This is a genomic window from Humibacter ginsenosidimutans (genome assembly GCF_007859675.1).
GTDB lineage: Bacteria > Actinomycetota > Actinomycetes > Actinomycetales > Microbacteriaceae > Humibacter > Humibacter ginsenosidimutans.
Genome location: NZ_CP042305.1, coordinates 171,406 through 193,431, shown reverse-complemented (window position 1 = coordinate 193,431; position 22,026 = coordinate 171,406). Strand labels below are relative to the sequence as shown.

The window sequence follows — 22,026 nt, the reverse complement described above, 5'->3', positions numbered from 1 at the left end:
CCGCTCCTGTCGGAGCGTCGCGAACGTGACGACACAACGATGGGAGGTCGTCATGAACGATTCGTATCAAGGCGGAGCATTCGGCGCCCGCGGCTTCGGCGGAGGGGGCGCGGCATCCGGACAGCACCTCGCCGAGGTCATCGATCAGTTGCGCTCGGCATTCGAGCAGCGGGTCGCGCCGCGCATGGCGCGCGGAGACGTGCGTGCCGCCGTGCTCGCTCTGCTCGCCGAGCAGCCGATGCACGGCTACCAGATCATCGCGGAGATCGAGCAGCGCAGCGGAGGCGCGTGGAAGCCGAGCCCGGGGTCGGTGTATCCGACCCTTCAGCTGTTGGCCGACGAGGGCCTCATCGGCGCGGAGGCCGCGGACGGCCGCAAGACCTACTCACTGACGGATGAAGGGCGAGCGGAGGCCGATGCCGCGGCCGACCGCCCGGCTCCGTGGGAGGCCTCCGGCACGGGAGACGGGCCCGGCCTGGGCGCCTTGCCCAAGGCGGGCATGGCGCTGGCACAGGCCGCCGCGCAGGTGCGCCGCACCGGCAGCGACGAGCAGGTGCAGCAGGCGGTGACCGTGCTCGACGAGGCCCGGCGCAAGCTCTACACGATCCTCGCGCAGGACTGACCGGATGCCGCCGGCATCCGAGACGCGGGCGCGGGAGGCGCCCGACGCCCCGGAGACGCGCGCCCGTTATCGGCGCATCCTCCGATTCGCCCTGCGCTATCTGGTGCAGACCTGGTGGTTCGAACTCGTGCTGCCGCGCATCGGCCTCGCGCGACTCTCCGAGCGCGGACGGGCCGCCAGGCTCACCCGCCTCGCCCAGCGCTTCCACGTGCTCGCCGTGGAGCTCGGCGGGCTGATGATCAAGGTCGGACAGTTTCTCTCTTCGAGGCTCGACGTGCTTCCTCCCGAGATCACCAAAGAGCTCGCCGGGCTCCAGGATGAGGTGCCGCCCGCGCCGTTCGACGCGATCCGGCGGCTCGCAGAGGCCGAGCTGGGCGTTCCGCTCGCGCAGGCGTTCGCCACGTTCGACGAGGCACCGGTCGCCGCGGCGTCCCTCGGCCAGGCGCATCGAGCGACTCTCGTCGCTGTGGATGCCGCAGCGAGCGGATTCGCCGAGGTGGTGGTGAAGGTGCAACGGCCGGGCATCCAGGCGATCGTCGACGTCGATCTCGCGGCGCTGCGCAGGGTCTCCGGCTGGCTCAGTCGTCTGCGCATCGTGTCGAGCCACGTGGACACGCACGCCCTGGTCGCCGAGTTCGCGAGAACGAGCCTCGAGGAGATCGACTATCTGCACGAGGCGCTCGGCGCCGAACGGTTCGGCGCGATGTTCGCCGACGATCCCCGCGTGGCCGTTCCTGAGGTCGTGTGGGAGCGCACATCGCGACGAGTGCTCACGCTCTCCGACGTCACCGCCATCAAGATCAACGACGTCGACGGCCTGCGCGCGGCGGGCATCGACCCGGCCGAGGTCGCCTCGGTCTTCGCCGAGGTGATGTTCGAGCAGCTCTTCGGCCACGGCTACTTCCATGCCGATCCGCATCCCGGCAACATCTTCGTCACGCCGGTCCCCTTCTCGCGGCCGGATGCCTCCTGGGCGGAGTCTGCCGGGTCGAGTGCCTCAAACAGCACGGCCTGGCGGCTCACGTTCCTCGACTTCGGCATGATGGGCGAGGTCACCGACGAGCTGCGGGATGGCCTGCGGCGACTGCTGATCGCTGTCGCCCGGCGCGACGGACGCGGGCTCGTTGCGAGCATCCAGGATGTGGGGATCCTGCTGCCGACCACCGACACCGCCGAACTCGAACATGCCATGACCCAGCTCTTCGACCGCTTCGGCGGCATGGGCTTCGCCCAACTGCGCAAGGTCGATCAACGCGAGTTCCGCGATTTCGGCAAGGAGTTCGGTGCCGTGGTGCGCTCACTCCCCCTGCAGCTGCCGGAGAACTTCCTGCTCGTCATCCGCTCCATGTCGCTCACCTCCGGCGTGTGCAGCGCGCTCGATCCCGAGTTCAACGTGTGGGATGCCATCGAGCCTTACGCCTCGAGGCTGCTGCGCGACGAGAGCGGCAACGCCGTCGTGGCCGCCGTGAAGGAGGTCGCCTCGATCGCCGGTGTCACACTGCGGCTTCCCGGCCGCATCGACGCGCTCATCACACGGTTCAACGAGGGGTCCATCACCGTCGCCACCCCGGCGATCGATCGGCGTCTCAGCCGGCTGGAGCGTCTCGTTCGCCGTGCGGTCGGGGCGGTGATCTTCGCCGGATTCCTCGTCGGCGGCGTTCTTCTCCTGCCGCAGGTCGCCCCGCTCGGCATCGTGCTGATGTGCGTGTCTGTCGTACCGCTCGCGTACGCGGTCTTCGGCGGTGCAGGCGGCGGCTCGCGCTGACGCGCACACCCAGGGCGCTCCCGGTCAGCGCGAAGCTGCGGCCTTCTCCTCGGCCAGCTCGATGAGTTCGCGCGCATGCGCGAGCCCGCTTTCCGAGTCGGGCAGTCCGGAGAGCAGCCTCGCCATCTCCGCCACGCGCTCGTCGCCGGTCAGCTGTCGCACGCTGGACGCCGTCACCGACCCGTCGCCGGCCTTCACGACGGTGAGATGATTCGTCGCGAAGGCCGCCACCTGGGCCAGGTGCGTCACGACGATCACCTGCGCCGACCGCGCCAGTCGGGCGAGTCGACGACCGATCTCGATCGCTGCGGCGCCGCCGACGCCCGCGTCGATCTCGTCGAACACGAACGTGGGCACCGGATCGTTGCCGGCGAGCACCACCTCGATCGCCAACATCACTCGCGACAGCTCGCCGCCGGACGCGCCCTTGCCGAGCGGCCGCGGCTCCGCACCGTTGTGCGGACGCAACAGGATCGAGACCGCATCACGCCCCGTGAGCGTGAACTCGTCGCGCTGCTGCACGTCGACCACGATCTCGGCGTCGGCCATCGCCAGAGCCCCGAGCTCCGCTGTCACCTGCTCGGCGAGCGAGGCGGCCGCGGTCGAGCGCAATTGGGAAAGGGATGCCCCGCACCTCTCGACCTCCGCGAGATCGTCTCGCACCGTCGACGTCAGCTGCTCGATGCGCTCCTCGTCGCCTTCCAGCTCGGCGAGTCGCTTGCCGCCGCTCGCCGCCTGCTCCATGACCTCGTCGAGCGTGGGCCCGTACTTGCGCACCAGAGCGGAGAGCTCGGCTCGACGCTCCTGGATCACCTCGAGATCGTGCGCGCCGTCCGCGTCGAGCGCAGCGAGATAGGTCGAGAGTTGAGCAGCAGCGTCGTCCACCTGGAACCCGAGACCCGCGACCTGCTCGGCGAGCTCCTGCAGGGCGGGATCGTGCGCCCCCGCCCTTTCGAGCTCGCGACGCGCCGTCTCCAGCAGGCCGCGCACGTCGGGCCCTTCGGCGTCTTCCGTCGACAGCGCCTCCCTGGCCACGGCGGCTCCGAGGCGCAGCGTCTCGAGATTCGTCAGCCGCTCGGCCTGTTCGGCGAGTGTCTCGTCTTCGCCCGGTTCGGGTGCGACGGCCTCGATCTCGCTGAGTGCGACCCTGAGGTCGTCAGCCTCGCGCGCGCGGCGGTCGCGATCATCGATGAGCTCCGCAAGCTCGGCGCTGTTCGCGTTCCACCGCCGGTAGGCGGACTGGTATGCGGCGAGCACCGAGTCGAGTCCGGCCCCGCCGAATCGATCGAGCGCCTCGCGCTGCGCCGTCGCCGAGCGAAGTCTGATCTGGTCGGACTGCCCGTGCACCACCACGAGCTGTTCCGCGAGCTCGGCGAGCACGCTCACCGGCGCGCCGCGGCCGCCGACGACGGCCCTGCTCCGGCCCTCTGCCGCCACCGACCTGCTCAGCACCAGCTCCCCGATGGATGCCTCGCCCGCGTCGTCGAGGTCTCCCCCGGCATCCCGCACCCGCTCGGCGACCTCGCCGTCGACCGGGACCTGCCAACGGCCCTCCACCCACAGCTGACCGGCACCCGAGCGCACCACGGCGCTGTCGGCGCGCTGCCCGAGCAGCAGCCCGAGCGCCGTGACGACCATGGTCTTGCCAGCACCGGTCTCGCCCGTGAGCGCGGTGAAGCCCGCACCGAGCGGCAGCGTCGCCGACTCGATCACGCCGAGGTCCCTGATCGAAATCTCCTCAATCACGCGCGTTGGGCCCCCGCCATCCGGTGACCGGCAGGTCGAACTTGCGCACCAGCCGGTCGGTGAACGGAGCGGTGTGCAGCCGCGCGAGCTTGACCGAGGTGTCGGAACGCCACACCATCACGCGCGCTCCCTGCGGCAGATCGAAGGCGCGCCGCCCGTCGCACCAGAGCACGGCAGGAGTGTCGGTGCGGCGCAGCAGCTCCACGGCGAGCACGGAGTCCGCTGCGACGACGAGCGGTCTGGCGAAGAGGGCGTGGGCGCTGAGCGGAACGAGCAGCAGCGCGTCGAGCGTCGGCCACACGACGGGGCCGCCTGCGGAGAACGAGTAGGCGGTGGACCCGGTCGGCGTCGACATGACGACGCCGTCGCATCCGAAGCTCGAGAGCGGCCGCCCGTCCACCTCGATGACGACCTCGATCATGCGCTCCCGGCTCGCCTTCTCGATGCTCGCCTCGTTGAGCGCCCAGCTCTCGTAGACGACCTCGGTGCCGGCCTTCACGCGCACGGCGAGCGTCATCCGCTCCTCTACCGTGTAGTCCTTGGCGAGGGCTCTGGTGACGGCGAGCTCGAGGTCATCCCGCTCGCTCTCGGCGAGGAATCCCACGTGCCCCATGTTCACTCCGAGCAGGGGGAACGTCGCAGCCGCGCACCGTCTCGGCGGACCGCAGGATGGTGCCGTCGCCGCCGAGCACGATGACGAGCTCGAGCTCCTCCGCCATGACGTCTCTGCCGAGCACCGGCAGGTCGGCGAGATCGCCGGCGGCCTCGATGAGCTCATCGCGCTCGTCCGTGCCGAGAACGGGCACGACCCCTGCGGCAAGGAGCTGACGACACACCTGGATGCCGGCCAGCAGCGAGTCTCCTCGACCCGTGTGCGAAACCACGAGGAAGTATCGCCCGGTTTCGCCCACGCGCCTCACTCTCCCACCATCGCGCCGATCTCGTCCAACCATTCTGTCGGATGCCGGCCCTCGCGCGCGCTGAGCCACAACAGGTACTCGCGATTGCCGTGACTTCCGACAATGGGGGACGCAAGGATGCCGGCGGTCGGCAGCCCGAGATCCCACGCGGCCCACATCACGGAGGTGACGGCATCCTCCCGCAACGCGCTGTTGCGCACGATGCCTTCCTTGATGCCCGTGCGCCCCACCTCGAATTGCGGCTTGACGAGCACGACGAACTCGGCATCGCGTCCGACGGCCCCGACGAGCGGCGGCAGCACGAGGGTGAGCGAGATGAACGAGAGGTCGCCGACCACGAGGTCGACGGCGCGTTCTCCGGTGAGCACGCCCAACTCGGCGGCGTCGAGATACCGCACGTTCACGCCCTCGGCGACGGTGACCCGCTGGTCCGTCGCGATCGTCGGATTCAGCTGTCCGTGCCCCACGTCGAGCGCGACGACGTGCCGCGCTCCACGCTCGAGGAGCACCTGCGTGAACCCGCCGGTGGACGCGCCGACATCCAACGCCGTCACGCCCGCAGGGTCGATGCCGAACCCGTCGAGCGCCGCGATCAGCTTGTGCGCAGCGCGGCTCACGTAGTGGTCTGCCTCGGCGACGGTGATCGCACTCTCATCCGCTACCTTGGTGGATGCCTTCACCGCCGGCCGGCCATCCACGCTCACGCGACCCTCGGCGATGAGCCTCGCCGCGTGCGTGCGAGAACGCGCGAGTCCGCGGGCGGTCACCGCCGCGTCGAGACGGGACTCAGACATCCTGCCGGTCGGAGTCCTGGCCCTCGAGCGCGTCGACCAACTCGGTGTGGATGCGCGAGTAGGCGTCGGCGCGCTCCTCGAGAGGACGCTCCTCGATCAGTCGCAGCCGCGACAGCAACGCGTCGTCGGCGTTCTGGTCGGTATCGGGATGCTCCGGCATCCTTCAACGCTACCCCGCCTCGCCGACACCGCCCGCACCCACTCGCGCACGACTCTCGTTCCGGCCGCCGAGCTCGCGAGCGACCTGTGTCATCGGTCGCGCACCCTGTCAGGCGTAAAGCTCTTCCGGCACCTCGAGCGCATAGATCGGTCGCCCGCTGTTCCAGATGAGCGTGCTCGCCGCACGCAGCAGATCGATCTCGCTGGAGCCGCGATCGACGATGCGCACCGCGCTGCCCTCGAGCCGCACCGATGCCTCGCGCACGCGCACGGCATCGCCCGAGCGGGAGATCTTCGGCTCCGGGTACGGCTCGTCGAGTTCGCGCAGGTCGGCGAGCAGGTAGCGCGGACGCTCCTCTTCACCTGCCGCGAGCACCTGCTTCGCCTTGTCGATGCCGGTCAGCACCAGAACGGAGGGGATGCCGGCTCTGTTCGCACCGAGGATGTCCGTGTCGAGCCGATCGCCGATCGCCAGCGGCGACGCCGCACCGAATCGTTCGACCGCGAGGTCGTACATCGGCCGCTCGGGCTTGCCGGCGACGACGGGCAGTCGTCCGACCGCCGTGTGCACCGCGGAGACCAGGGTGCCGTTGCCCGGCGCCACCCCGCGTGCCTGCGGGATCGTCCAGTCGGTGTTCGTCGCCACCCAGTGCACCGCCTCGTCGGCGAGGGCGAAGGATGCCTCGGCCAGCTGCAGCCACCCCACCTCGGGCGCGAACCCCTGCACGACGGCCACCGGCTTGTCGTGCGCAGAGCGCGTCACCTCGAACCCGGCTTTGTCCACCTCGGCGACCAGTCCGTCCCCGCCGACGACCATCACCGTCGAGCCGGGTTCGATCAGTTCGACGAGCAGTCGCATCGCCGCCTGTGGGGAGGTGACCACATCGTCGGGCCGCACCTCGAACCCGAGCTGCGAGAGGTGGTCGGCCACGGCTCGATCGGTGCGCGCGGCGTTGTTCGTGAGGCATCCGACCCGGATGCCCGCGCGCTGCGCCGCCGTCAACGACTCGACGGCGTACGGAATCGCATCGGGGCCCGCGTAGAGCACCCCGTCGAGGTCGGCGAGCACCACATCGATGCCGGCCAGCGGCGTGCCGCCGGCGTTCTTGCGGAACAGTCCGCCCTTGCGCCCCTCAGCGGGCATCGCCGGCGTCGTCCACTGACTCGTCTTCCGTCTCCACCGACGAGGTGTCCTCGGCGGGCTCATTGTCCACGACATCGACATCGACATCAGCGTCGGCGTCGAATTCGAGTTCCTCGACGTCCACCTCGATCAGATCTTCTTCGTCGTTGAAGCCCAGTGCCTCACGTGCCGTCTCGGCGAGCGTGCGCCACGACACTCCTTCCGCATCGCGTCCGAGGTCTTCGAGCACCGTCGCGTACGCGTCGAAGAGAGCCGGGCTGTACGAGAACGCACGCGTCTTGTCGAGCTGCGGGATCTCGAGCTCCGCCAACGCGGCCTCCGTCTGCCCGAGATCGAGCCGAGCACCCGACATCGCGATCGCGAGGGCGACCTGCACATCGGCGGAAAGCTGCGAGCGATCAACCGAACGGCCGACCTCCAGCGCCCTGTCGGGCCGGCCGACACCACGTTCGCTGTCGACCATGAGGGGCAACTGGTCGTCCTTGCCCGAGATGCGCCGATACGTGCGCAACTCACGAAGCGCCAGTGCGAAATCGCCGGTCTCGTATGCCGTGATCGCGTAGGTCTCCCGCACGATCGCGATCCGACCGGCACGCCTGACCGCCGCAGCCGCGTGGCGGTGCGCCAGCTCCGGATCGGACTCGATCAACCGGGGAACCATGGCCAGGTGACGCGCCACCTCGTCGGCGTTCTCCATGGTGAGCGTCTTCAGTTCGATGCGTGCAGCACGCTCGAGGTCCTTCGGCGTGATCCACTCCGGCAGCTCCGGGTCGTTGTGACGCGGCCGAACGCTCCGCGGCGCGCCTGGCATCCGGCGGTCCTGCTCATCCTGCTGGTATCCGCGTCGGTCGTCCCGCTCCGGACGCCCAGAACGCGCCCGATCGCCCCCGCGCGCATCCCCCCGGCGATCGCCGCTCCAACCGGTGTTGCGACCATCACGACGCTGCTCCCCCGGCCGACCATCACGGTCACCCGAACGGAAGCTCCCGCGTTCGCGGTTCTGATCACGGTCACGAGGCCTGTCGCCACCGCCGTCGCGCGAGCGCTGCGGCCGGTCGTTCCAACCGGATGTGTTCCCGCGCTGCCCGTCCCGACTCTGATTCCTGGAGCGATACCCACCGCGCGCGCGATCATCATGACGCCCGCTCGAGCGCTCACCGTCTGAGCGGTACGGTCGGTCTCCGCCCGAACGGTACGGACGTTCCCCATCAGAGCGATACGGTCGGTCCCCGCCCGAACGATACGGCCGGTCGCCGTTCCGTCGAGCCCCGTCATGCCGAGGGCCGCCGTCGCGTCCACCTTGCCAAGAGTTCGGGCTGCGGCCCGAGCCGTGCGGCCGCCCGCCGCGATCATCACGCGACTGACGCTCGTCACCTCGCTGGCGCGGATCTCTACCCGAGCGACCGTCACGCGGCTGCCACCCGTCACGCGATGGGCGCGCATTCCGATCCTGGCGTCCATCGCCGTTCCCGCGCCCGCCGTCGTTCCGACGATCACCGCCGAAGGAGCTACCCCCGCCGTACGAACCAGTGCGGGCACCGCTCTGCTGGCCACCGTCGCGGCGCGGACCGTCGTATCGGCGCGCGCCATTGCCGGACCGAGTCCCCTCGCCACGAGAGCCGCCCGACCAACGCTTCCCGCCACCGGATGCCCCGTCACGGCCGGGGCCACCCTCCGACGAGCCACCTCGAGATCTGTCACCACCACGAGAAGAGCCATCACGCCCACCACCGTGCTCGGGATGCCTGCCCGCACCATCGCGCGCCGGCCTGTGACCGTTCCGATCGTGCCCGGAACGGCGTTCGCCGCCACCGCGCGCGGAGTCGCGCTCCTCGTCTGACATGTGCGTGGTCCTTCCCGACCGCCGTGCAGCTGGCTCGAGTCTTCGAGCAACGGCTCTCTGTGATGTTAAATGCGAAATGGCCACCCATGCGGGTGGCCATTTCGTCTAATGGTGTGTTCGGCGGTGTCCTACTCTCCCACAGGGTCCCCCCTGCAGTACCATCGGCGCTGTCAGTCTTAGCTTCCGGGTTCGGAATGTGTCCGGGCGTTTCCCTGACGCTATGGCCGCCGAAACTCTGTTGATCTGTGGTGTGCAACCCCTGACTGTCACGACCCGTTGCGGGTGTGGTTGGGGGGTTGGTTTCCGACCGTAGATCGGGAACCACATAGTGGACGCGAGTTCTGTCACGATTCGTGACGGAAAAGATTGTGTTGTCAAGTTGTTGGCTTATTAGTACCGGTCAGCTGCACAGGTCTTTCGTCCCTGCTTCCACATCCGGCCTATCAACCCAGTCGTCTGGCTGGGAGCCTCTCACCCGAAGGTATGGAAGTCTCATCTTGAGGCCGGCTTCCCGCTTAGATGCTTTCAGCGGTTATCCATCCCGAACGTAGCTAACCAGCGGTGCTCCTGGCGGAACAACTGGCACACCAGAGGTTCGTCCAACCCGGTCCTCTCGTACTAGGGTCAGATCCTCTCAAACTTCCTACGCGCGCAGCGGATAGGGACCGAACTGTCTCACGACGTTCTAAACCCAGCTCGCGTACCGCTTTAATGGGCGAACAGCCCAACCCTTGGGACCTACTCCAGCCCCAGGATGCGACGAGCCGACATCGAGGTGCCAAACCATGCCGTCGATATGGACTCTTGGGCAAGATCAGCCTGTTATCCCCGAGGTACCTTTTATCCGTTGAGCGACAGCGCTTCCACAAGCCACTGCCGGATCACTAGTCCCGACTTTCGTCCCTGCTCGACCTGTCAGTCTCACAGTCAAGCTCCCTTGTGCACTTACACTCGCCACCTGATTGCCAACCAGGTTGAGGGAACCTTTGGGCGCCTCCGTTACTCTTTAGGAGGCAACCGCCCCAGTTAAACTACCCACCAGGCACTGTCCCTGAACCGGATTACGGTTCTAAGTTAGACATCCAGAGTGACCAGAGTGGTATTTCAACAATGACTCCACGAACACTAGCGTGCCCGCTTCATAGTCTCCCACCTATCCTACACAAGCCACACCGAACACCAATACCAAGCTGTAGTAAAGGTCACGGGGTCTTTCCGTCCTGCTGCGCGTAACGAGCATCTTTACTCGTACTGCAATTTCGCCGAGTTCGCGGTTGAGACAGCTGGGAAGTCGTTACGCCATTCGTGCAGGTCGGAACTTACCCGACAAGGAATTTCGCTACCTTAGGATGGTTATAGTTACCACCGCCGTTTACTGGGGCTTAAATTCTGAGCTTCGCCTTGCGGCTAACCCTTCCTCTTAACCTTCCAGCACCGGGCAGGCGTCAGTCCGTATACATCGTCTTGCGACTTGGCACGGACCTGTGTTTTTAGTAAACAGTCGCTTCCCACTGGTCTCTGCGGCCTTCAAACGCTTTCGGAGCAAGTCCTAATACGCCTCAGGCCCCCCTTCTCCCGAAGTTACGGGGGCATTTTGCCGAGTTCCTTAACCACGATTCTCTCGATCTCCTTGGTATTCTCTACCTGACCACCTGAGTCGGTTTAGGGTACGGGCGGCTGGAACCTCGCGTCGATGCTTTTCTCGGCAGCATAGGATCACCAACTTCCCCAAACGGGTCCGCATCGTGTCTCAGCCTTGATGAACGACGGATTTGCCTATCGTTCGGCCTACGCACTTGCACCGGGACAACCATCGCCCGGCATCGGCTACCTTCCTGCGTCACACCTGTTAATACGCTAGCCGCACCAGCATAGGGTCGAGTGCTACCTCCCCGACCATCACCCCGAAGGGATCCGGAAAGGGTTTCGGACTCTTAGCATTACTGGATTGACTGGGGCGGTTCTTCGCCGGTACGGGAATATCAACCCGTTGTCCATCGACTACGCCTGTCGGCCTCGCCTTAGGTCCCGACTTACCCAGGGCGGATTAGCCTGGCCCTGGAACCCTTGGTCTTTCGGAGGACGGGTTTCTCACCCGTCTTTCGCTACTCATGCCTGCATTCTCACTCGTGTAGGCTCCACGGCTGGTTCACACCGCCGCTTCACTGCCCACACGACGCTCTCCTACCCATCAACACGGCTGGACCACGAAGGCCTACCACTAATGTCAATGCCACAACTTCGGTGGCGTGCTTGAGCCCCGTTACATTGTCGGCGCGGAATCACTTGACCAGTGAGCTATTACGCACTCTTTCAAGGGTGGCTGCTTCTAAGCCAACCTCCTGGTTGTCTGTGCAACTCCACATCCTTTCCCACTTAGCACGCGCTTAGGGACCTTAGTTGGTGGTCTGGGTTGTTTCCCTCTCGACGATGAAGCTTATCCCCCACCGTCTCACTGCTGCGCTCTCACTTACCGGCATTCGGAGTTTGGCTGACGTCAGTAACCTTGTAGGGCCCATCGGCCATCCAGTAGCTCTACCTCCGGCAAGAAACACGCAACGCTGCACCTAAATGCATTTCGGAGAGAACCAGCTATCACGAAGTTTGATTGGCCTTTCACCCCTACCCACAGCTCATCCCCTCCATTTTCAACTGAAGTGGGTTCGGTCCTCCACGACGTCTTACCGTCGCTTCAACCTGGCCATGGGTAGATCACTTCGCTTCGGGTCTAGGACATGCGACTGAAATCGCCCTATTCAGACTCGCTTTCGCTACGGCTACCCCACACGGGTTAACCTCGCCACATATCGCTAACTCGCAGGCTCATTCTTCAAAAGGCACGCTGTCACCCCAACAAGGAGGCTCCAACGGTTTGTAAGCAAACGGTTTCAGGTACTATTTCACTCCCCTCCCGGGGTACTTTTCACCTTTCCCTCACGGTACTTGTCCGCTATCGGTCATCTGGGAGTATTTAGGCTTATCAGGTGGTCCTGACAGATTCACACGGGATTTCTCGGGCCCCGTGCTACTTGGGATCCTCTCCGCCCTGGCACAGCATTTCGGTTACGGGACTGGCACCCTCTACGGTCGACCTTTCAAAGCCGTTCACCTACACCATGCGCATCGACGTGAACTCCAGCGGAAGTTCGTGAGAGTCCCACAACCCCGACCATGCAACGCCCGCCGGCTATCACACATGATCGGTTTAGCCTCATCCGCGTTCGCTCGCCACTACTAACGGAATCACTGTTGTTTTCTCTTCCTGTGGGTACTGAGATGTTTCACTTCCCCACGTTCCCTCTACCCGCCCTATATATTCAGGCGGGAGTCACCAGGTCACCCAAAGGGCCTGGCGGGGTTTCCCCATTCGGAGACCCTCGGATCAAAGTTCGCTTATCAACTCCCCGAGGCTTATCGCAGATTGCTACGTCCTTCTTCGGCTCCAGATGCCAAGGCATCCACCGTTCGCTCTTAGAAACTTGAAATCACATGAGTCAGAATCGATCGCCACCAGCAAAGCCGGTGGAGATAGACCAATGATCTGTAAGTCAATACAAAAAGTATTGAACAAGATCTTTGTGATCGACCCCTATAAAGGGATCAATCTAAGATGCTCGCGTCCACTGTGTAGTTCTCAAAATACGGTCGGAACCCCCCCACCAGCCCAACACCACGGTCAGACAAGAAAAGGGGCCCAGAGGTTCAGGTACGACCCCGAAAGGCCGGCCCGGTCCCTCAGGACCCAACAGCGTGCATGTCGCAAACTTCCACCCCGGACCCGTTCCTTGCCTCCGAAGAGACCGTACTGAGATCCGTGAGCATCCGCCCACGACCCATGTCAATGTTCCACCCATGAGCAACCAGCCGAGAACATTCGTCTCGGATCTGGCGCCTGGACACCAAAAGGTGCCAGTGCTCCTTAGAAAGGAGGTGATCCAGCCGCACCTTCCGGTACGGCTACCTTGTTACGACTTAGTCCTAATCACCGATCCCACCTTCGACGGCTCCCTCCAAAAAGGTTGGGCCACCGGCTTCGGGTGTTACCGACTTTCATGACTTGACGGGCGGTGTGTACAAGGCCCGGGAACGTATTCACCGCAGCGTTGCTGATCTGCGATTACTAGCGACTCCGACTTCATGAGGTCGAGTTGCAGACCTCAATCCGAACTGAGACCGGCTTTTTGGGATTCGCTCCACCTTACGGTATCGCAGCCCTTTGTACCGGCCATTGTAGCATGCGTGAAGCCCAAGACATAAGGGGCATGATGATTTGACGTCATCCCCACCTTCCTCCGAGTTGACCCCGGCAGTCTCCTATGAGTTCCCACCATCACGTGCTGGCAACATAGAACGAGGGTTGCGCTCGTTGCGGGACTTAACCCAACATCTCACGACACGAGCTGACGACAACCATGCACCACCTGTATACGAGTGTCCAAAGAGTTCCACATTTCTGCAGCGTTCTCGTATATGTCAAGCCTTGGTAAGGTTCTTCGCGTTGCATCGAATTAATCCGCATGCTCCGCCGCTTGTGCGGGCCCCCGTCAATTCCTTTGAGTTTTAGCCTTGCGGCCGTACTCCCCAGGCGGGGCGCTTAATGCGTTAGCTGCGACACGGAAACCGTGGAATGGTCCCCACATCTAGCGCCCAACGTTTACGGCGTGGACTACCAGGGTATCTAATCCTGTTCGCTCCCCACGCTTTCGCTCCTCAGCGTCAGTTACGGCCCAGAGAACTGCCTTCGCCATCGGTGTTCTTCCTGATATCTGCGCATTCCACCGCTACACCAGGAGTTCCATTCTCCCCTACCGCACTCTAGCCTGCCCGTACCCACTGCAAGCCCGAAGTTGAGCCTCGGGATTTCACAGCAGACGCGACAGACCGCCTACGAGCTCTTTACGCCCAATAATTCCGGACAACGCTCGCACCCTACGTATTACCGCGGCTGCTGGCACGTAGTTAGCCGGTGCTTTTTCTGCAGGTACCGTCACTCCGAAAAGCTTCTTCCCTACCAAAAGAGGTTTACAACCCGAAGGCCGTCATCCCTCACGCGGCGTTGCTGCATCAGGCTTGCGCCCATTGTGCAATATTCCCCACTGCTGCCTCCCGTAGGAGTCTGGGCCGTGTCTCAGTCCCAGTGTGGCCGGTCACCCTCTCAGGCCGGCTACCCGTCGTCGCCTTGGTAAGCCATTACCTCACCAACAAGCTGATAGGCCGCGAGCTCATCCCAAACCAAAAAAATCTTTCCACCCACAACAGATGCCTGTATGGGTCATATCCAGTATTAGACGCCGTTTCCAGCGCTTATCCCAGAGTCCGGGGCAGATTACTCACGTGTTACTCACCCGTTCGCCACTGATCCCCCCAGAGCAAGCTCCAAGGTTCACCGTTCGACTTGCATGTGTTAAGCACGCCGCCAGCGTTCGTCCTGAGCCAGGATCAAACTCTCCATAAATGAACAAACCCACAGCCCCGGAAAAACCAGAACCATGGAAATATCACCCACCAAGCAAAAAAAACTTGGACGAGCTGATCTGACTAGAATCGAATCTCAAACTGACAATCCGAAAATATCTAATCCAAAGGAATCTCAAACACCAACAAAAACGTTGATGCCGAGGTTAATTGGCATATGACATAGTGCACGCTGTTGAGTTCTCAAGGATCGGACACCTTCGGCATCGAGTCTCGCGACCGTCACACCGAGGCAACTTCACTACCTTACCACTCCGATCCAGCTTGTCAAGTCGGCGTCTCGAGCAGAAGCTCGAGATCCGCGCGACTGATCGGCTCGAATCCAGGGAACTGGACTCTGATCATCGAGTGGATTTTTCCATCCTAGGGCCAGTGGTTCTCTCCCGCAAGGGAGTAGCTCTTCGGCCGAGGATCGGTCCCGCTTGAGGCCGGAAGCTTTTCAAGCTTTCCGCACCTTTGGGGTGACAAGTAAGTACTTTACGGACGGGGGCCGGACGGCGCAAATCGTGGCGACGAGTCGGGCGTGTCGCAGGCATCCACCCAGTGGCGCGTCACTCGACGAAGACGCCGGCGAGAGTCTTCTTGCCCCTGCGGAGCACCGCGACGCCGCTCGGGAGTGCCCGGCCCTCGATGGTCGCCGCGGCGTCCTCGATCTTCTCGTTGTTCACGTACACCCCGCCCTGGGCGATGGCTCGTCGCGCATCGGAAAGGCTCGACGTGAGCTCCGTGTCGACCAGAAGCTGGGCGATCGGGGCGTCCGGCGCGGTCGTGGTGTTCGGGAGCTCGCGAAGCGCCGCCTCGAGAGTGCGGGCATCCGCCGTGGCAAGATCTCCGTTGCCGAAGAGCGCCTCTGCTGCCGCGATGACGGCATCCGTCGCCTCGCGTCCATGCACGAGAGTGGTGACCTCCCTCGCCAGGGTGCGCTGGGCTTCGCGCTTGTAGGGCTCGTCGGCCACCGCCTGCTCGAGTCGATCGATCTCGGCACGCGGGAGGAAGGTGAAGACCTTCAGCCGATCGATCACGTCACTGTCGAGTGCGTTGAGCCAGAACTGGTAGAACGCGTAAGGACTCGTCAGAGCCGGGTCGAGCCAGACGGCGTTGCCCTCGCTCTTGCCGAACTTGGTGCCGTCGCTGTTGGTCACCAGCGGCGTGCCGATCGCATGCACGCTCGCTCCCGTGACGCGATGGATGAGATCGGTTCCGCTCGTCAGGTTGCCCCACTGGTCGCTGCCCCCTGTCTGCAGCACGCAGTCGTACTGGCGGTACAGCTCGAGGAAGTCGTACCCCTGCAGGATCTGGTAGCTGAACTCGGTGTAGCTGATGCCCGCCTCGGAGTTGAGGCGTGCGGAGACGGCATCCTTCTTGAGCATGGTGCCGACGCGGTAGTGCTTGCCCACGTCGCGGAGGAAGTCGATGGCGGACAGCGGGGCCGTCCAATCGAGGTTGTTGACCAGGCGCACCGCGTTGTCGCCGTCGTCGCTGAGGAACCGGGACACCTGACCCTGCAGGTAGCCGACCCAGGTCGCGACGGTCTCCTTCGTGTTGAGCGTGCGCTCGGCCGACGGCTTGGGGTCTCCGATGAGTCCCGTCGAGCCCCCGACCAACCCGAGCGGGCGATGGCCGGCGAGCTGCAGTCGGCGCATCACGATCAGCTGCACGAGGTTGCCGAGATGAAGGCTCGGTGCCGTCGGATCGAAGCCGCAGTAGTAGGTGATAGGGCCGGCGGCGAGTGCCGCACGCAGGGCATCCGCATCGGTCGAGACGTGCACGTGACCGCGCCAGAGAAGCTCATCCCAGATGTCGTGGAACGTGGGGTCGTTGCTCTGTGTGGCGAGGACGTCGGCTGGCACGCCACAACAGTAGCAAGGCGTGGAGGCTTTGGATCGCGGTAATGAAGGCTTGAGACTTATCTTGATACTGGTTAAGCTTGTGGCCTTACATGCACGGACAATCGGGTCGGGCGAATCGGAGGTCGAGATGTTCGTGATCACCGCAGACCAGGTGGACAGCAGGAACCGCGCCGATGTCGTGGCCGAGACGCAGGCATCCCTTCAGACGCGGTTCGGCTCGGCGCTCGTACTGCCCGTGGATCGCAATGCCGGCGACGAGGTGCAGCTGGTCACCGACGACGCCCGCACCGCGCTGGACATCGTGCTCGCGCTCGACCGCACGAACGACTGGAGCATCGGCGTCGGCTGCGGTGCGGTGCGGGAGCCGTTGCCCGACAGCGCACGCGCGGCCACCGGACCGGCCTTCTTCGCCGCCAGGGATGCCGTGCAATCGGCCAAAAAGCGTCAGCTGCGATTCGCCATCCGGTCGGGCGCCGAGTCGGAACGGGAACCGGCGTCGGATCTCGAAGCGCTCACGGACCTGCTGCTCACCGTGCGCGGGCGCCGCAGCGCTGCCGGATGGGAACTGTACGACCTGCTGCTGACCGGGATCACGCAGCGCGAGGCAGCGGAACGGCTCGGCATCAGCGAGCCGGCCGTGAGCTCGCGGGCGCGGGCTGCCGGCATCCATCCAGAGGCGTCGTCGACACCGGCCATCGCTAGGCTGATGAACGACTTGGACACCCGCTCGGTCGAAGGAGCCCCCGCATGAGCACTCCCCTGCTGTACTCGGCACTGACGGCGATGTACTGGGGGCTCGTGCTCGTGATCGTCGGGCTCGGCGTTGCGGCAGCAGCCGTCACGCTGCGCGTGCCGCGACGCTGGCTCGTGATCGCCGCCGGCGCCACCATCGTGGCGGGCATCGTCGCTGTGGTGATCCCGCACGACAAGCCGGTTCCCGCCGTCAGCGTGCTGCTCGGCCTCGCGGTGCTCGCGTTGAGCGTGCTCGGCGGCGGGCCGGCCACACTGTTCGTGCTGGCGCTCGCCTCGAAGGGAACGGTGCGCGAGGGCACCCACGGCGGGATCGTGGTCGACCGTGCCTCGGTACCCGGCGGGGCCGCAGAGCCCGGCGAGGTGCTGCGAGGCGGCACCGCGATCGGAGTCTTCGAACGGCTGGCCACCACGGGCAGCATCATGGCCGGCTTTCCCGAGGCGCTCGCCGTGCTCGTCGCCCTCAAGAGCGTGGGACGGTTCAGCGAGCTCGACGTCGCGGAGGCGCGCGAACGCTTCATCATCGGCTCACTGGTGAGCCTCGTGTGGGCGGCGGCGTGCGGGGCGCTGTTCCGGTTCGCGCTCGGGGTCTGAGCGGCAGCGGGCAGGTTTCGAGACGCGCGCTTCGCGTGCTTCTCAACCCACGGGACGGGGTGCGCGCTTCGCGCGCTCCTCAGCGCACGCGACAGGATGCGCTTCGCGTGTGGCTCACGCCCCGGGAGCAGCTGTCGCGGAGTGCGCCCTCGGATGCCGCTTGTAGGGCGACACCGTCGGGTCGCCGGGGATCCAGAAGCGCCAGGGATAGAGCATCCCGTCGCCGCCGGGGCCGCTGAGACCCGTGCGCGGGCCGGTGGCGAACGCGGTGACCGGTTCGGCCGGCGCCTCGAACACGAACGGCGGCGCGAACACATCGGAACCGCCCTCGTCGAGCCGGATGCCGGCCGCGATCGTGAGCCGGGCGGGTCCCCGCGCAAGGTCGCGGTCTTTCACGCTGCTCCCCCGCCGCTCGCGCGCGAGCTCGATGCCGTCGACCACCTCCGCTCCGCGCAGCAGCAGACCGGATGCCTGCCCCTCCGGCAGGCAGACCAGGTTGGCACACGTGTGCATGCCGTAGGTGAAATAGGTGTACACGTGGCCGGGCGGACCGAACATCACGGCGTTGCGCGCGGTCTTGCCGCGGAACGCGTGCGATCCAGGATCGGTTCCGTCTCCCAGATACGCCTCGACCTCGGTGATGCGCAGCGTCACCGGCCCCTCATCGGTGATGTGGGTCAGCCTGGCACCGAGCAACTGCGGCGCAACCTCGATCGGAGGCCGGTCGAAGAAGGAACGGTCGAGCGACGGCATCCGCTACGACAGCCAGCCCGCGTGCGTCATCGCACGTCGCCCGCAGGGAACAGCGCGTCCGCGAGCACACGGACCCGCTCGGTGAGGTGGGCACGCTGATCGGCGACGCGCTCGGGCGCCGTTCCGCCGATGCCGCTGCGCGACCCCACGGAGCCCTCGATGGTGAGCACCGAGCGCACCTCGGGAGTCAGATGCGGCGAGATCGCGACGAGCGCCGCATCGTCGACCTCGTCGAGCTCCAGGCCGTTCGCCTCGGCGTGGGCGACGAGCTTGCCCGTGATCTCGTGTGCGTCGCGGAACGGCACGTGCTGCTTGACGAGCCACTCGGCCACGTCCGTCGCCAACGAATAGCCCTGAGGTGCGAGCTCGCGCATGCGCTCGGTGTGGAATCGAAGGGTCGCGACCATGCCGGTGAACGCCGGGAGAAGCACCTCGAGCGTGTCGACCGAGTCGAACACCGGCTCCTTGTCTTCTTGGATGTCGCGGTTGTACGCGAGCGGGAGGCCCTTGAGCGTGGCCAGCAGCCCGGAGAGATTGCCGATCAGGCGGCCGGCCTTGCCGCGGGCCAGCTCGGCGATGTCGGGGTTCTTCTTCTGCGGCATGATCGACGACCCGGTCGAATACGAGTCGCTGAGCGTGACGAAGCCGAACTCGCGCGTGTTCCAGAGGATGATCTCCTCGGCGAACCGGGATACGTCGATGCCGAGTTGCGCCGTGATGTACGCGAACTCGGCGACGAGATCGCGGGCGGCCGTGCCGTCGATCGAGTTCTCGACCACGACGGAGAATCCCAGTCGGTCGGCGACGAGGCCGGCGTCGAGGCCGAGGGTGTTGCCGGCGAGGGCGCCGGAGCCGTAGGGGGAGGCATCCGACCGCGCTCGCCAGTCGCGGATGCGCTCGAGGTCGCGCACCAGCGGCCAGCAGTGCGCGAGGAGGTGGTGCGCGAGCAACACGGGCTGGGCGTGCTGAAGGTGCGTGCGCCCGGGCATGATCGCGTTCGGGTGCGCCTCCGCCTGCGCCGCGAGGGCGTCGATCAGGTCGAGCACGAGCCGGGCGATTCGCTCGGAGTGGTCGCGCAGGAACAGCCGCACGAGCGTGGCGATCTGGTCGTTGCGGCTTCGACCCGCGCGCAGCTTGCCGCCGAGGTCGCCCGCACGCTCGACGAGGCCTCGCTCCAGAGCGGAGTGCACGTCTTCATCGGATGCCTGCGGCCCGAAGGCGCCGCTCGTCACATCGGCCAACAGCGCGTCGAGCGCCGCCGTCATGTCGATGAGCTCACTCGCGCTCAGGTAGCCGGCCGCGGCGAGCGCTGCGGCATGCGCCTTCGAGCCGGCGATGTCGTACGGGGCCAGCCGCCAGTCGAACTGCGTCGAGCGGCTCAACTCGGTGAGCTCGGGGGACGGACCGCCCGCGAATCGTCCGCCCCAGAGCGCGCCGGCCTCCCCGGCCCTGTTCGCCTGCTGTTCTTCAGTCATCGATGGCTCCGTCTCAGGCCGCGTTCTTTGCCAGCAGCCACGTCAGGAGCGCCTTCTGGGCGTGCAAGCGGTTCTCCGCCTCGTTCCAGATGACGCTCTGCGGGCCGTCGATGACCTCGGGGTCGACCTCGTAACCGCGGTCGGCGGGCAGGCAGTGCAGGAAGATCGCGCCGGGCTTGGCCGTGTCCATCAGCTCCTGGGTGACCTTGTAGCCGCCCATCGCAGCGATGCGGTGCGCCTTCTCCTCTTCTTTGCCCATCGACACCCAGGTGTCGGTGACGACGACGTCGGCGCCGGCGACCGCCTCGAACGGATCGGTGAAGAGCGTGACCGAGCCGCCCGTGCTCGTGGCGATGGCATCCGCGTCGCCGACCACCGTCTCGTGCGGAGCGAACTCGACGGGGGATGCGACGCGCACGTTCATGGCGGCCGTCGCGCCGGCGAGCAGGTAGGACTGCGCCATGTTGCTGGCACCGTCGCCGAGGAAGGCGACGGTGAGGCCCGCGAGCGTGCCGAAGGCATCCCGAATCGTGAGCAGGTCGGCGAGCAGCTGGCACGGGTGGAAGTCATCGGAGAGCGCGTTGATGACGGGCACCGTGGTGCCGGCAGCCATCTCCTCGAGGCCGGACTGCGCGTAGGTGCGCCACACGATGGCCGAGACCATGCGCTCGAGCACACGCGCCGTGTCGGACGGCGTCTCCTTGCCGCCGAGCTGGCTGTTGGCGGTGCTGATGATGAGCGGGCTGCCACCGAGGTCGGCGATGCCGACCGCGAACGACACCCTGGTGCGCGTCGACGACTTGTCGAAGATCACGGCCACCGTCTGCGGTCCATCGAGAGGCTTGCGCCCCCAGCGGTCGGCGCGGATCTGCACGGCGAGGTCGAGGATCTCGGTCTGCTCGTGCGGCGAAAGGTCGTCGTCGCGGAGGAAGTGACGGGTCATGATGCGTTCTCCTGATCGATGCCGGCGGCGACGGTCTCGACCGCCTCCCGGAAGAGTGCGAGGAATTCTTCGACCTCGGCGTCGCCGATGGTCAGGGCGGGGGCGATGCGGATGACGCTCGCGTCGGGAGCGTTCACGATGAGCCCTCTGCGCTGCGCCTCGTCGCGGAGCTGCACGGCGACGGGTGCCTTCAGCGTGATGCCGATCAGCAGGCCCGCGCCGCGGGTTCCGCTGACCAGGGGCATCCCCTCGACGCCGGCGCACAGCTGGGCGCCGCGCACCGCGGCGTTCTGCAGCAGGTTCGCGCGCTCGATCTCACCGATCACGGCCTGGCCGACCGCGGTCGCCAGCGGATTGCCGCCGAACGTGGAGTTGTGGTTGCCGGGCTGGAACAGGTCGCTCGCGGCGCCGAACGTGACCAGCGCACCCAGCGGGAAGCCGCCGGCGATGCCCTTGGCCAGGGTGATCGCGTCGGGCACGATGCCCTCCCGCTGGAAGGCGAACCACTCTCCCGTGCGGCCGACACCGGTCTGCACCTCGTCAACGATCAGCAGCGCACCGTGCTGCGTCGTGAGCTCGCGCGCCCTGCGCAGATAGCCGTCCGGCAGCTCGACGACGCCGGCCTCACCCTGGATGGGCTCCACGATGAGTGCGGCGATGGATGCCTGCGGCTGCGCGAACGCCGCCTCCAGCGCCTCGATCGTGGGTTCGATCGCCCGCGCTCCCGACAGCATCGGCATGAACGGGTCTTGATAGGCGGCCTTCGGCGTGACGGCCAGCGCTCCCATGGTCCGACCGTGGAACGCGCCGTCGAGGCACAGGATGGTCTCGGTCCCTATGGCATGCCCGTGCAGTCGCGCGAGCTTCACGGCGGCCTCGACCGCCTCGGTGCCGGAGTTCGCGAAGAACACCCTGCCGGCGTCGCCGGTGCCGGCGATGCGCTTCACGGTCGCCGCGAGCTGCAACTGTTGCGGGGAGGCGAAGTAGTTGGAGACGTGCGCGAGCGTCACGGCCTGGCGGGAGACGGCATCCACGAACACCGGATGCGCGTGGCCGAGCGAGTTCACGGCGATGCCGCCGAGGAAGTCGAGGTAGCGGTTGCCCTTCTCGTCCCACACCGAGGAACCCTCGCCGCGCACGAAGAGCGCGAGGCGGGATCCGAGGCTCATCAGGTCGCGGTCCGCGTCGTCGTG

General features: G+C 65.8%; 15 protein-coding genes, 3 rRNA genes and 1 pseudogene. 5 read left to right on the top strand and 14 right to left on the bottom strand.

What is annotated here, in order from left to right:
- Positions 1–52: 52 nt before the first annotated feature.
- Positions 53–622, top strand: a complete 570-nt coding sequence (locus tag FPZ11_RS00925) for a PadR family transcriptional regulator (RefSeq protein WP_146322599.1) — start codon at positions 53–55, stop codon at positions 620–622.
- A 4-nt stretch (positions 623–626) separates the two neighbouring features.
- A complete protein-coding gene (locus tag FPZ11_RS00920) occupies positions 627–2,387 on the top strand; it encodes an ABC1 kinase family protein (protein ID WP_146317593.1) in 1,761 nt (586 codons plus the stop codon).
- A gap of 24 nt (positions 2,388–2,411) precedes the next feature.
- On the opposite strand, the gene recN is transcribed toward FPZ11_RS00920, so the two are convergent.
- The 6 genes and pseudogenes from recN to FPZ11_RS00895 all read right to left on the bottom strand — a co-directional run bounded on the left by recN (position 2,412) and on the right by FPZ11_RS00895 (position 7,961).
- Positions 2,412–4,133 (bottom strand): DNA repair protein RecN, encoded by a 1,722-nt coding sequence (recN, locus tag FPZ11_RS00915; RefSeq protein ID WP_146317591.1) that lies wholly within the window; start codon positions 4,131–4,133, stop codon positions 2,412–2,414.
- Positions 4,126–5,086: pseudogene (locus FPZ11_RS00910) on the bottom strand (NAD kinase). Before FPZ11_RS00910 ends, recN begins: the two are co-directional and overlap by 8 nt.
- On the bottom strand, positions 5,050–5,847 hold the full coding sequence (locus tag FPZ11_RS00905; protein WP_146317589.1) for a TlyA family RNA methyltransferase: 798 nt from the start codon (positions 5,845–5,847) through the stop codon (positions 5,050–5,052). Before FPZ11_RS00905 ends, FPZ11_RS00910 begins: the two are co-directional and overlap by 37 nt.
- Complete coding sequence (locus FPZ11_RS19135) at positions 5,840–6,007, bottom strand: hypothetical protein (protein WP_168203698.1); 168 nt, start codon at positions 6,005–6,007, stop codon at positions 5,840–5,842. The genes FPZ11_RS00905 and FPZ11_RS19135 overlap by 8 nt, the downstream gene beginning before the upstream one ends.
- A 108-nt stretch (positions 6,008–6,115) precedes the next feature.
- Entirely contained in the window at positions 6,116–7,150 is a 1,035-nt protein-coding gene (locus tag FPZ11_RS00900) for an HAD-IIA family hydrolase (RefSeq protein ID WP_146317587.1), read from the bottom strand.
- Positions 7,140–7,961, bottom strand: coding sequence for a hypothetical protein (locus FPZ11_RS00895; RefSeq protein WP_146317585.1), 822 nt, complete (start codon positions 7,959–7,961; stop codon positions 7,140–7,142). The genes FPZ11_RS00900 and FPZ11_RS00895 overlap by 11 nt, the downstream gene beginning before the upstream one ends.
- Positions 7,962–8,480: 519 nt before the next feature.
- Here FPZ11_RS00895 and FPZ11_RS00890 point away from each other — a divergent pair.
- Positions 8,481–8,990 (top strand): hypothetical protein, encoded by a 510-nt coding sequence (locus tag FPZ11_RS00890; protein WP_146317583.1) that lies wholly within the window; start codon positions 8,481–8,483, stop codon positions 8,988–8,990.
- A gap of 118 nt (positions 8,991–9,108) precedes the next feature.
- Here FPZ11_RS00890 and rrf read toward each other — a convergent pair.
- The 4 genes from rrf to tyrS all read right to left on the bottom strand — a co-directional run bounded on the left by rrf (position 9,109) and on the right by tyrS (position 16,318).
- Positions 9,109–9,225: ribosomal RNA gene (rrf, locus tag FPZ11_RS00885) — 5S ribosomal RNA — on the bottom strand.
- A gap of 138 nt (positions 9,226–9,363) precedes the next feature.
- Positions 9,364–12,478, bottom strand: a 23S ribosomal RNA gene (locus FPZ11_RS00880).
- A 438-nt stretch (positions 12,479–12,916) separates the two neighbouring features.
- Positions 12,917–14,448, bottom strand: a 16S ribosomal RNA gene (locus tag FPZ11_RS00875).
- The 16S, 23S and 5S rRNA genes sit together here, the layout of an rRNA operon.
- Before the next feature lie 571 nt (positions 14,449–15,019).
- A complete protein-coding gene (gene tyrS / locus FPZ11_RS00870; RefSeq protein WP_146317581.1) occupies positions 15,020–16,318 on the bottom strand; it encodes a tyrosine--tRNA ligase in 1,299 nt (432 codons plus the stop codon).
- A 127-nt stretch (positions 16,319–16,445) separates the two neighbouring features.
- Here tyrS and FPZ11_RS00865 point away from each other — a divergent pair, with 127 nt between their 5' ends.
- Together FPZ11_RS00865 and FPZ11_RS00860 are read left to right on the top strand one after the other, a co-directional pair.
- On the top strand, positions 16,446–17,069 hold the full coding sequence (locus FPZ11_RS00865) for a DNA-binding protein (protein ID WP_146317579.1): 624 nt from the start codon (positions 16,446–16,448) through the stop codon (positions 17,067–17,069).
- A complete protein-coding gene (locus tag FPZ11_RS00860) occupies positions 17,066–17,662 on the top strand; it encodes a hypothetical protein (RefSeq protein ID WP_146317577.1) in 597 nt (198 codons plus the stop codon). The genes FPZ11_RS00865 and FPZ11_RS00860 overlap by 4 nt, the downstream gene beginning before the upstream one ends.
- Positions 17,663–17,776: 114 nt before the next feature.
- Here FPZ11_RS00860 and FPZ11_RS00855 read toward each other — a convergent pair whose 3' ends face one another.
- The 4 genes from FPZ11_RS00855 to FPZ11_RS00840 are packed head-to-tail and all read right to left on the bottom strand — an operon-like array spanning position 17,777 to position 22,002.
- Complete coding sequence (locus FPZ11_RS00855) at positions 17,777–18,415, bottom strand: DNA-3-methyladenine glycosylase (protein ID WP_146317575.1); 639 nt, start codon at positions 18,413–18,415, stop codon at positions 17,777–17,779.
- 26 nt (positions 18,416–18,441) lie between these two features.
- Positions 18,442–19,890 carry an argininosuccinate lyase gene (gene argH, locus FPZ11_RS00850; RefSeq protein WP_146317573.1) on the bottom strand — a complete coding sequence of 483 codons (1,449 nt, stop codon included), beginning with the start codon at positions 19,888–19,890 and terminating at the stop codon, positions 18,442–18,444.
- 13 nt (positions 19,891–19,903) lie between these two features.
- Entirely contained in the window at positions 19,904–20,833 is a 930-nt protein-coding gene (gene argF, locus FPZ11_RS00845) for an ornithine carbamoyltransferase (RefSeq protein ID WP_146317571.1), read from the bottom strand.
- Complete coding sequence (locus FPZ11_RS00840; protein WP_146322598.1) at positions 20,830–22,002, bottom strand: acetylornithine transaminase; 1,173 nt, start codon at positions 22,000–22,002, stop codon at positions 20,830–20,832. Before FPZ11_RS00840 ends, argF begins: the two co-directional genes overlap by 4 nt.
- Positions 22,003–22,026: the final 24 nt, after the last annotated feature.

Coding starts and splice junctions, on each gene's coding strand:
- FPZ11_RS00925 (WP_146322599.1), top strand. CDS start 53: ATGAACGATTCGTATCAAGGCGGAGCATTCGGCGCCCGCGGCTTCGGC.
- FPZ11_RS00920 (WP_146317593.1), top strand. CDS start 627: ATGCCGCCGGCATCCGAGACGCGGGCGCGGGAGGCGCCCGACGCCCCG.
- FPZ11_RS00905 (WP_146317589.1), bottom strand. CDS start 5,847: ATGTCTGAGTCCCGTCTCGACGCGGCGGTGACCGCCCGCGGACTCGCG.
- FPZ11_RS19135 (WP_168203698.1), bottom strand. CDS start 6,007: ATGCCGGAGCATCCCGATACCGACCAGAACGCCGACGACGCGTTGCTG.
- FPZ11_RS00900 (WP_146317587.1), bottom strand. CDS start 7,150: ATGCCCGCTGAGGGGCGCAAGGGCGGACTGTTCCGCAAGAACGCCGGC.
- FPZ11_RS00895 (WP_146317585.1), bottom strand. CDS start 7,961: ATGCCAGGCGCGCCGCGGAGCGTTCGGCCGCGTCACAACGACCCGGAG.
- FPZ11_RS00865 (WP_146317579.1), top strand. CDS start 16,446: ATGTTCGTGATCACCGCAGACCAGGTGGACAGCAGGAACCGCGCCGAT.
- FPZ11_RS00860 (WP_146317577.1), top strand. CDS start 17,066: ATGAGCACTCCCCTGCTGTACTCGGCACTGACGGCGATGTACTGGGGG.
- FPZ11_RS00855 (WP_146317575.1), bottom strand. CDS start 18,415: ATGCCGTCGCTCGACCGTTCCTTCTTCGACCGGCCTCCGATCGAGGTT.
- argH (WP_146317573.1), bottom strand. CDS start 19,890: ATGACTGAAGAACAGCAGGCGAACAGGGCCGGGGAGGCCGGCGCGCTC.
- argF (WP_146317571.1), bottom strand. CDS start 20,833: ATGACCCGTCACTTCCTCCGCGACGACGACCTTTCGCCGCACGAGCAG.
- FPZ11_RS00840 (WP_146322598.1), bottom strand. CDS start 22,002: ATGAGCCTCGGATCCCGCCTCGCGCTCTTCGTGCGCGGCGAGGGTTCC.